Annotated in this window: 4 protein-coding genes; 2 read left to right on the top strand and 2 right to left on the bottom strand. The window is 73.3% G+C overall.

Features of this window, described 5'->3' with window-relative positions; genetic code table 11:
* On the top strand, positions 1–4,027 hold a 4,027-nt coding region (locus AC51EU_RS20725; protein ID WP_496268506.1), incomplete at its 5' end, for an FtsK/SpoIIIE domain-containing protein.
* A gap of 77 nt (positions 4,028–4,104) precedes the next feature.
* Here AC51EU_RS20725 and AC51EU_RS20720 read toward each other — a convergent pair.
* Together AC51EU_RS20720 and AC51EU_RS20715 are read right to left on the bottom strand one after the other, a co-directional pair.
* Positions 4,105–4,410 (bottom strand): hypothetical protein, encoded by a 306-nt coding sequence (locus tag AC51EU_RS20720; RefSeq protein ID WP_496268505.1) that lies wholly within the window; start codon positions 4,408–4,410, stop codon positions 4,105–4,107.
* Positions 4,411–4,480: 70 nt separating this feature from the next.
* Complete coding sequence (locus tag AC51EU_RS20715) at positions 4,481–5,485, bottom strand: hypothetical protein (RefSeq protein WP_496268504.1); 1,005 nt, start codon at positions 5,483–5,485, stop codon at positions 4,481–4,483.
* Between the two features lie 247 nt (positions 5,486–5,732).
* On the opposite strand from AC51EU_RS20715, the gene AC51EU_RS20710 reads away from it, so the two are divergent.
* Positions 5,733–11,522, top strand: a 5,790-nt coding sequence (locus AC51EU_RS20710; RefSeq protein WP_496268503.1) for a putative T7SS-secreted protein, incomplete at its 3' end; no start/stop codon positions are given.

Genomic DNA, 11,522 nt, shown 5'->3' with positions numbered 1-11,522 from the left:
GCCGCTGCCGGAGGGCTGGGAGCCGTGGCCGCTCGGCGGGGAACTGCGGGTGGGCGAGTTCCTGCTGCGGATCACCGAACCCACCGAGGCGGACGCCGCCATCGCCGCCTCCGACGACGGCACCCACCTCGACTTCAACCGGCCGCCGCGCATCGTCCCGCCCCTGGTGCCCGAGCGCTTCACCCTGCCCGCGCCGCCCGCCCCGCCCAGCAAGCGCACCATCCCCCTGCTGGTGATGATCGCGCCACTGTTCATGGGCGTGGGCATGGTGGTCTTCCTCCAGTCCTACTTCTACTTGATGTTCGCCTTCTTCAGCCCGGTGCTGGCCGTCGCCAACTGGGTCAGCGGACGGCGCAGCGGCCACCGCGACTTCCTGGAGGCCGTCGCCAACCACCGCACCCGGCGCGCCTCGTTGGAGCAGGACGTCAAGGACCGGGTGGACCGGGAGCGGGCCCTGCGGGTCGCCGCGGGGCCCGACCCGGCCTCGGCCGGACTGTGGGCCGTCGGCCCCGGTGCCCGGCTGTGGGAGCGCCGCCGCGGCGACCCCGACCACCTGCTGCTGCGGGTCGGCACCGTCGCCCAGTCCTCGCTGCTGACCATCGAGGACAGCGCCCGCGAGGACAATCACCGCACGGTGAACTGGCGGATACCGGACATGCCGATCGGGGTGGACCTGTGCCGCGACGGCGTCTTCGGCATCGCCGGAGAGGCGGACGCCACCCGCGCGCTGGCCCGCTGGGCCGTGGCCCAGGCCGCGATCCTGCACAGCCCCCGCGATGTCCGGATCACCGTGCTCACGGACGCGTCCGGCGCCGCCGCCTGGCAGTGGGTGCGCTGGCTGCCGCACGCCCGGCCGGGCGAGGGCGGCGTCGGCACACCGCCGTCCGGCGGCCCCACCGTCACCGTGGGCAACGACCCGGAGACGGTCGCCAACCGCGTCTCCGAACTCGTCTCCGCCATCCGTTCCCGGGCCCGTTCCCGGGAGTCCGCCATGGGCGGCGCACTGCTGGCCGAACCCGACCTCGTGGTGGTGCTGGACGGCGCGCGCCGGCTGCGCGACGTGCCCGGCGTGGTGCAGGTGCTCAAGGAAGGGCCCGCCGTCCGGGTCTTCCTGATCTGCCTGGACCTGGAGGAGCGGATGCTCCCCGAGGAATGCACCACCGTCTGCGCGGTCGGCGCCCGTGACCTGACGCTGCGCCGCACCGGCAGCGCCGACCTCACCGGCATCCGCCCCGACCTGGTGGACCCCGCCTGGTGCGAGCGCACCGCCCGCGCCCTGGCACCCGTCCGCGACGTCACCCCGGACGGCTCCGACGGCCTGCCGGAGAAGGCCGGCCTGCTGGACCTGCTGGAACTGGAACCGCCGCGCGCCGCGGACCTCGCCGCCCGCTGGACCAAGCGCCCGGCCTCCACCGGCGCCCTGCTCGGCGTCGGCTACACCGGACCGGTCACCTTCGACCTGGTCAAGGACGGACCGCACGCCCTGGTGGCGGGCACCACCGGCGCCGGAAAGTCCGAACTGCTCCAGACCCTGGTGGCGACGCTGGCCGCCGTCAACCGCCCCGACGAGATGACGTTCGTGCTCGTGGACTACAAGGGCGGCAGCGCCTTCGCCGGCTGCGAGCGCCTCCCGCACGTCCTGGGCATGGTCACCGACCTCGACAGCCATCTCGTCGAGCGCGCCCTGACGTCCCTGAGCGCCGAACTGACCCGCCGCGAGCGGCTGCTGGCGGACGCCGGGGCCAAGGACCACACCGAGTACCGGGCCATGCGCCGCCGCGACCCGGCGCTCGCGCCACTGCCCCGGCTGCTGCTGATCATCGACGAGTTCGCGACCCTCGCCCGCGACGTGCCGGAGTTCGTCCCCGGACTCGTCGGCATCGCCCAGCGCGGCCGGTCCCTCGGCCTGCACCTGCTGCTGGCCACCCAGCGTCCGGCCGGCGTGGTCACCGCCGACATCCGCGCCAACACCAACCTGCGGATCTCGCTGCGGGTCACCGACGCCCTCGACAGCCAGGACGTCCTGGAGGTCAACGACGCGGTGACCATCTCCAGTGCCACCCCCGGCCGCGCCCTGGCCCGTATCGGACACCGCTCCGTCCTGCCGTTCCAGACCGCCTACGTCGGCGCGGTCCGCAAGGACACCGGCGTGCCCCTCACCAAGCAGGCCGAACCCCGCCAGGACGACCCGGCGGGGACCCCGGCCCGCCTGTCGGTCGGCGACGTCACCTGGTCGCTGCTGGGCCGCCCGGCCGCCGAACCGGACCCGGAACACACCACCGAGGACGACGACCTCGCCGCCCAGGCCCTCGACCAGGACGCGCCGACCGACCTGACGGCCCTGGTCGACGCGGTCTGCGAGGCCGCCACCGAGCTCGACGTGCCGCGGCAGCCCAGCCCCTGGCTGCCCGCGCTGCCGCACGCCGTCGGCCTCGACGACCTCCCCGAGCGGCCCGACCCCGGCGACGGGCGCCTGGCACCGGTCCCCTGGGGCCTGGTGGACCTGCCCGACGCACAGCGCCAGGAACCCCTGGAACTGGACCTGTCGTCCTTCGGGCACCTCTACATCCTGGGCACCCCGCGCTCCGGCCGTTCCCAGGCGCTGCGCACCATCGGCGGCGCCCTGGCCCGCCGGCACTCCCTCGCCGACGTCCACCTCTACGGCATCGACGCGGCCGGCGGCGCGCTGACCGCGCTGACCGCCCTGCCGCACTGCGGCGCCGTGGTGCCGCGCGCCGACCTGGAACGCCTCAACCGCCTGCTGGCCCGCCTCACCACCGAGATGGTCCGGCGGCAGGAACAGCTCACCGCCCACGGCGCGGCCAACCTCACCGAGCTGCGCGCCCTGCTCCCGCCCGCCGACCGCCCCGCGCACCTCGTGGTGCTGGTCGACGGCTGGGACTCCCTGGCGGCCCTGCTCGGGGACCACGACGGCGGACGCCCCATGCAGGAGCTGACCGCGCTGATCCGCGAGGGCGCGCCGATGGGCGTCCATGTCATCGCCACCTCCGAACGCGCTCTGATGACCGGCAAGGTGGCCTCCCTCAACGACGCGCGGCTGCTGCTGCGGCTGACCGACCGCAACGAGTACAGCCTGGCCGGCATCCCGCCCAAGCAGGTGCCCGCCGTCGTGCCGCAGGGCCGCGGCTGGCAGGGCGGCAGCGCCGTCGAGACACAGGTCGCGCTGGTGGGCGCGACGCCGCACGGCCCGGTCACCGGCCGCGAACAGGCCGAGGCGCTGCGGGCGATCGGCGAGACGGCGACCCGCCGCGACCGGGCGGTGCCGGCCGCCCGCCGCCCGGCACGGGTACTGAGCCTGCCCCGCCAGGTGTCGTTCACCGACGCCTACGAGAAGGTCGCCGAGGCCGACCGGCGCCCGCTGTGGGGCCTCCTCGGCGTCGGCGGCGACGAACTCGCGCCGATCGGCGTGGACTTCGCCGGTGACGCGCCGTCGTTCCTGATCAGCGGCCCGCCCGGGGGCGGCCGCTCCACCGCCCTGGCCACGGTGGCCGTCTCCCTGCTGGCCGGCGGCACCCGGCTGGTCGTCCTCACCCCGCGCGAGTCGCCGCTGCGCGCCCTGTCGCAGCACCCCCAGGCGACCGTCCTGGAGGCCGCCGACCCGTCGAACGACGAGGTCACCGCGGCCCTGGAGGCGCAGAGCGGCCCCGTCGTCGTCCTGGTGGACGACGCGGACATGCTGGCCCAGCTCCCCTCGGCCGACCCCGTCCTGCGGGAGATCGCCACCACCGGCCGCGACCGTGGCATCGGCCTGGTGGCCGCCGGGACCCCGGAGACCCTGACCGGGGCGGGCATCGGCTGGATGGGCCAGGTGCGCCGGGTCCGCAAGGCGCTGCTGCTGTCGCCGCAGTCCCCCGGCGAGGGGGATCTGCTGGGTGTCCGCGTCCCCTACGACCTGCTGCGCAGCCGCCCGCAGCCCGGCCGCGGACTGACCGTGGACGCGGCGACCGGCACGCTGGTGTCGGTGCTGGTGCCGCAGACCGTGCTGCGCGAGGAGGGCACCGGCTGACGCCCCCTCGGGAGAACGACCGTGCCCCGCGACCGGACATCAGCGTCCGGTCGCGGGGCACGGTCGTGTACGGAGCGTCAGCCGTTCTTGGTGGACTTGGCGATCTCCTCGTCCATCTTCTGGATCTGCTCCTTGATCGAGTTGAACTGGGTGGCGAAGGAGTTGATGCTCTCGACCGCCTTCTGCAGCGAGGCGGTGAGGTTGTTGTACGACTCCTTGAGGGCGGGGCTGCTCTGCTGCATGAACAGACCGTTGTCCAGCAGGCCCTCGACGGTGGTCTTGGTGTTCAGAAGCATCGGGTTGATGTCGCGCACGGCGTCGTTCATGACCTTGGCGACGCGCTCGATCTCGCTGTAGTCGAGGCTGATGTTGCCCGCGGGCATGGCTGCTCCTTGCGTTGTGGGTGATGGGGTGGTCGGACACGGGCGCCCGGCCGCGGTGAGCCGGCCGCCGTCAGCCGGACTTCGGTTTCCAGCCCGTGTCCTTGTCGGCGGAGTTACTGGTCCACTCCTCGGTACGGCCGTCGGTCACCACGGTCTTGGTGCCGCTGCCGTCCTTCTTGACCTCGATGGTGGTACTGACCTGATGGCCGTTGGCCTCCACGGAGGTGGTCGTGGTGCCGTGCACCGTCTGCTCCTTGCCGTCCTTGTCGGGGCCGACGGTGGTGTAGGTGGTCTTCGTCTCGCGGTGACCGGTCGCGGTGGTCTGGACCGTGGTGCTGGTGCCCGTGGTCGTGGACTTCTTGCCGTCGGGGTCCGTGGTGACGGCGGTGAAGTCGTCCGTGGTGGTCCTCTGGTCGGACGTCTCGGTCACCTGCGACGTGCCCTTGGTGGCGGTGACATTGCCGTACACATCGGTGGAGGTGGCGTCGTAGGTGCCGTCGGGGTGGTAATCGGTGGTGTCCGTGGCGGTCAGCCCGGTGTTGGTGCGGACGGTCGTGGTGACCTTGGTCGGCTCGCCGTCCGGGCCGTACTCGTAGGTCGTGGTCGTGGTGTTGCCCTTGCCGTCGTCACTGACCCACTCGTGGGGGCGCTCACCGGGCTTCTCCGGCTCCGACGGAAGGTCCGACGGTTTCCAGTCCGGATGCTCCTTCTTGTACTTCTCCACCTGGTCGTGCCAGGCGTTCCACTCCTTGTCCTTGGCCCGGTAGAGGTCCGCGGCGAGCGACGCGCTCTGCTTCGAGGCGTCCTTGGCGAGGTTGAAGTCCCAGTTGGCCCACTGCTCGGCCACCCCCGAATAGAGGTTGCCGAGCTTCTCCAGCTTCTCCTCGGAGCGCTTGAACGCACTGCTCCAGACCGTGTAGTACTTCCGGATCGCGGCCGCCGCCGCGCTCGTGCCGACCTCGTCGACGGAGTACGACTGCTTGCTCTCCCGCGCCTGCTTGACCTGGTCCTTGAGCGCCTTGGCCTTCTGGGACACGTCGTTGAGCAGTTCGTAGTCGACGGCTATGTCGGGCACGGTCACCTCCCTGGCGCGGCGGCCGGACGCCCCCCGCGTTGTTCGTTTTACGGCTCCACCAGGTCAAACGTAGTCCGGCGGAAAACGGTTCACGATCCGGGGCGTGCGCCGGGAGCCAAGGGGAGTGATCTTGTTCACATCGCGAACCCTCCGCCTCGATGGCACGTGAATCTAAGTGTGGCGGCCGACCGTTGACACGCGGCCGCACCAGGCAGACAGCCGGCACAACACTGCGGGAGGAAACGGCGTGGCATCGCGTCCCGGTGACTGGGGAGCCCTCGGCCTCGGCGGAGATCCGACCCCCGGCGACCCCGCCGCCATCACCACCATCGCCAACGCGATGCGCGACCTCGCCAACAACGCGGCCACCGTCAACAACGGCCTGCGCGACCTGCGGAACACCGCGGGCGACGGCCAGCGCTTCGTCGGCAAGACCGCCGACGCGCTGCGCGACCAGGTCGACGAGCACCTGCACAACTTCGTCGGCCACGTAGAGGAGTCCTTCCACAAGGCGGAGGCGGCACTGCGCGCCTACGCCAACGCGGTGTCCTCCGCCCAGGGCGAGGCCGACCAGGCACTGTCCCTGGCCCAGGGCCTGGCCGACGACGACCCGCAGCGCCAGACCCACGTCGAACGGGCCAACGACGCCCGCGACGCCCTCACCACCGCCGCGAGCACCCTCAACAAGGAACTGTCCGCGGCCGGCCAGATGATGGTGCAACCGGTCAGCGACTGCGACCTGTTCTGGGAAGCCTTCGAGTGGCTGACCATCATCATCTCCGTCATCGCGGTCTTCACCGGCGGCATCCTGGGCATCCTGGCCTGGGGCATGAACGCCGTCCTGCTGATCAAGACCATCGTGGACTTCAGCCAGGGCAAGGCCAGCGGACTGCAACTGGGCCTGGCCTTCCTCGGCGTGCTCTTCCCCACCACCAAGGCACTGCCCGTCGGCGCCATCATCAAGGGCGTCGGCAACGCCCTCAAGGGCGGCCTGGGCGCCCTCGCCGCCGGCGGCAGGAACATCCTCGCCCAGATCGGCCACTTCTCCGTACTGAGCGGGCTGCCGAAGATCGTGGTGGCGCCCCTCGTCATCGGCGCGCACCTGGCACCCTCCTTCAACGTCGTCGCCGGCATCCGGGGCCTGGGCAACCTGGCCCGCGGCGGCTGGAACAAGCTCGTCACCACCGTCGCCAAGGACTGGGCGCAGATCACCGGCCACGTGGACGGGAACTGGGCCAAACTCGGCGCCTACGCCCAGGTCAACGCCGCCCGGCTGGGGCGGCTGACGGTGGCCACACTCCTCCCGCTGGACGCCGCCGAACTCGGCGTCCTCGGCTTCGGCGGCGCGGCCCGCCTGGCCTTCGCCGAACGTGTGCTGGGCATCCCGCAGCCGCACCTGCACGAACTGCTGGCCAACGCCGGCCGCTGGGAAGCGGGGCTGAACGGCGGGGTGCGGGCCGGGCTGGTGCGGCCGGGCACACTGGTGCCGTTCCACCCCACCACGCTCGCCGGCACCCACCTCCCGCCGTCCGGTTCCTGGTCCGGGCTGCCGGGGATGTCGTTCCGGCCCACCGGAGCGGCCGGTGTCCATGTCCCGTCCGGTGCCCTCGGCCTCACCGTGCCGGGCGGCTTCTCCGTCCCCGGGCACCTGGGCACGGGCGGCCTGAACGGTCCGGTCCGCCTCCACTTCGGCGCGCCCGGCGCCGTCCAGGCACCGCCGCTCGGGGTGCACACCCCGCTCCCCGCGTCCGGAACACACGTCCAGGTCCCCGCCTCCGGGCTGCATCTGCCGTCTCCCACGGCCGGCACGCACACCCAGCTCCCGACGCTCCACCTGCCCGCCCCGGCCACCACGGTGGGGACGCACGCCCCGGCCGCACCGCACGTCCCGTCGGGCACGCCCGCCGGGGCCGTCCGGCCGGACGGGCTGAGCCTGCCGGGCGTCCACGGCGGTGACGCCGCCTCCGCCGTCCACCAACTGGACTTCCAGCTCGGCCACGTCCGGCTCGACAACAATCTGCTGCTGCCCGCCCCCACCGCCATCGACCTGCTGAAGGACGCGCACACCGGGTCACCCGTGGGCCACCTGGTGCCGGACGCGGCGCCGCTGCGCGCCCCGGAGCCGGTGGTCGGCACCGGCGCGGTGTCCGGCATCGGCGACGGCATCGCCATGGCCCGCGGCGCGGTCGGCCACGCCGAGGCCCTGTCCGACCTGACCTTCCCCGAACTGCACGCCCTGGCCTCCGGCGACGTGGCGGTCACCTCCTTCAGCGCGGACGGCATCCGGCTGCGGATCGGTGACGGCGCCCCGCGCACCGTCGACGCCCACGCCGTGGCCGCTACGGCCCCGGTCGGCCCGCCGCCCCGGGTGGACCTCCCGGGCGTGCACGCCACGACGGGCGCCGGTCACCCCACCGTCTCGCCCGGAACCGTCGCCACCCCTCACCCGACGTCCCGCCAGATCACGATCGACGCGCCGCAGGTATCGGCGGGCGTCAAGCAGCCGACGGCGGCCGGCCCCGAATCCCTCACCAAGGACCTCACCACCAAGGGGCCCGCCGCCACCCTCCCCACGCGGTCCTCCCGCGAGCTGGCGATGGACCTGCTGGGCGGCGCGGACAACCGGCCCACCGCCGGGCTGAGCGCGGCCGGCCCGGACCACGCCGCCGGCCCGGCCGGCGTCTCGGCGCGCCCCGCGCTGGACACCGCGGGCACCGCCAGCGGCACCTCGGCCGTGGACAGCGCCCTGGACCTGATCGCCCACCCCGGGGCCGCCACCAAGGCGGAACCGGTACCCCAACTCCCGCACCCCGACGGTGCGGTGGCCAAGGGCAAGGAGAAGGCCCTGACGGTGGAACCGGTGACCACCCGCACGCCGCGGCCCGCCGGTCCGCCGAACGCCCACCCCGCCGGCGGCCCCGTCACCGCGCCGCGCGGCGGCAGCTTCGGCGGCGCGGCGGCCGCCGTCGAGATGAACCAGCGGCTCCGGCTGCGGCACGACCTGATCACCGGCGGCTCCACCGGCCCGGAGGCCGGCCGGAAGCTCACCGCCTGGGTGCGGTACGAGACCGCGCTCTCCGACCTGGCGACAGCCGAACGGCAGGTCACTCAACTCTCCCCGTCCCCGGGCGTGGCGGAGGGCACCAAGCCCCACCCCGCGCTGGGCGAGGCCCTGGACGACCTGGGCGTCCGGCGCACGGCGGTCGCCGACGCCGAGAAGCACCTGAGCGAACTCGGCGTCGACCCGCAGCGCACCCGTGCGCAGGTCCAGGCCGTCACCGGGCAACTCTTCGGCGACCACTACAGGCTGCCCGGCGGCCGGCCGGCCGGCGCCGGCACACCACACCCGGCGCCCATGGAAACCACGCCGCACCCGACGGCCACGGAGCCCACACCGCACCCGGCGCCCACGGAAACCGCACCGCACCCGGACGTCGCACCCGTCGAGCACCCGGCCCACGGCACCCCCGCCACCGAACCCACCCCGGCCGGCAGCGGTACGACGGACCTCGGGACCGGAGGCGGCCACCCGGCCGATGTCCTCCCGCCGGCCCCGCACGACACCGCCACCCCGCCCGGCCGGTACGACTGGTCGCCCGAGGACGATCCGTACGCCCTGTGGCACGGCGCCGGTGACGGCACTCCGTCCGGTGCCGGCGGGCCCGGCCGCACCATGGTCAACCGCGCCTTCGACAAGCTCCCCGATCACGGCCACCACCCCATGACACCCGGCGACTACCTCGACCGGATGAAGCAGAGCGTGGACAACGGCCACCCGCTCGCGTTCGTCGTCAACACCATCGCCCCCTACCACGCCCTCGCGGACGGCGGCCTCCAGCGGTTCCTGGACTCCGTCACCCACGGACTGGAGGGTTTCGAGGGCCGCGTCGGCGTCGTCATCGGCGTCAACGGCACGGCCGAGCAGCTGGAGGCGGTCTACCGGGCGATGGGGCAGGCGATGGACGGTGTCCGCTTCGACCGCCCACTGGCCCTGACCGCCGTCACCTTCACCCCCAAGCGCGACGGCGGCTTCCCCTACGGCACCGTCCGCAACCACACCATGACCAGCCCCGCGTCCCGGGCCATGGTGCACGCGTTCCACGGCGGCGCGGCGAACGGCCCCGCCCACCCGTACTTCGCGTTCATGGACTTCGACGTCTACCCCCACACCGTCCCCGACGGCCGGCATGTCTTCGAGCACTTCGAGGACGCGCTGACCCTGGGGCCCGACACCGCCCCGCTGCGCCCGCTGGGCATGCTCGGCGGCTACCGGATGCCCCCGCCCACCGGGGAACTCGTACGGTTCGACGGCCTGGAGATCGACAAGTCCCTGGAGGGGCTGCTCGCGCAGACCAAGGAGCGGCTGGAGGCGAAGGTCCGCGCCGACATGGCCCTGCCGCGCGGCGACCGGAAGAAGCAGAACCTGGACAAGTACTGGCCGGGCGGCAAGGTCACCTTCACCCAGGAACACCTGGACAGGTTCCGGTCCTTCATCAACGCCGACATGCGCATCCGCACCACCCTGGCCGGCATCCACCCGCTGCTGCCCTACGGGCCCGAACCCAACCTCTTCCTGGACGCCCTGGCCACCCTGGTCGACCACCGGGTGGCGGGCAGGGAGATGATCGAGCGGTACGGAGTCCTGAGCGGCAACGGTACGGAACGGGTGTGGAAGGAGATCCGGTTCGGCGGCAGCAGCGCCGAGTACAAGGGCCTGCGCGAGACGCTCAACCACTTCCACGCCTGGGAGCTGGACCAGACCCTCCCGCCGCTCCCCGGCAACACCGAACTCCGCAAGATCGCGGCGGCCCACCACACCCTGCCCGACCGCGGTGTCGCCTACGTCACCGATTTCGTGGACGGCGCCACCCCCACCGACCTCTCGCGCCTGATGGCCGGGTTCCTGGAGAAGGGCACACCGAAGGGCGCGGGCGCCCTGCCGCAGGAACACCTCACCCTCAAGGGCGTGGTGGACCACGCCTTCGGCCGGGACAACTTCGTCGACGACCCGGCCACCGTCAACAGCAAGGACAACCTCCAGGTCGCGGACACGCGCACGGCCGTCCAGAACGCCTGGAAAAGCCCGCAGAAGGGCTTCGCCGACGAGCCGTTCAAGCCGATGGGCCTCGACCGGGGCACCTCCCCTCTCGCCGAGTCCTTCAACGAGCGCCCGTGGGCCACCATCCAGCGGCTGGAGGGCCTGGGCGAGGAGGGCAACACCCTCGGCCTGAACATCTCCGTACGCGTGCCGTCCGACGGGCCCGGCCTCGAAGTGGGCATCGCGCAGTCCGAGCGGCGCTTCGTCACCCACGCACTGGCCACCGCTCCCGAAGGCGTCACGTTCGACCGGAACCTGACCTATGTCCTGGGCGACCTGCTGCCGCACGGCGGCCTGCCCCAGGACTCGCTGCTGCGCGCCCTGCCCGAGCGGCTCGCGGTCGATGAGAAGGGCAAACGACTCCCGGGCGCGCTCCTCGATCCCCACACCCTGTTTGCCGACCTCAAGCGGCAACTGGGCAAGGACGGCATCGACGGCCTGTTGCGCGGCGCCTACGACCGCGGCCTGGACGGCCGGGCCCTCGGTCTGACCCTGGCCACCGGCCGGCTCGACCCCGACCTGACCGCCCTGGGCCGCCTCCGCGACGAGCGGCTGACCGGACAGCTCGACCCGCACCTTTCCCAGGCCGACCGCGCCCGGGCCGCACTCCAGCGGGAGATGCTCGACCGCTACGCCCGCGCGTTCAACCGCCCCCTGGAGATCACCGGCGCCGACGGCACCACGTTCACCGTCCCGTTGGAGGGCGTCCGCCGTCCCCAGCCCGCCCTCGACGTCACCTGGCACCCGCACCAGGGGCCGGGCACCCCCGGACACTGGGAGATCTCCGCACCCGACCGGAGGACCGGACCCGGCGGCACCGGCCCCCGCCCGGACGCCCCCGGACCCCGCCCCTCGGGGAACCGGGAGACCACCCCGCCCGGCCCGCAGCCCCCCACGCCCTCCGGTACGTCCGGCACCTCCGGCGACCTCGGCCCGTCC

Source organism: Candidatus Streptomyces philanthi, from assembly GCF_059553635.1.
Note: the sequence above shows the minus strand (reverse complement) of the source record. Positions and strands in the feature narration are given on the sequence as shown.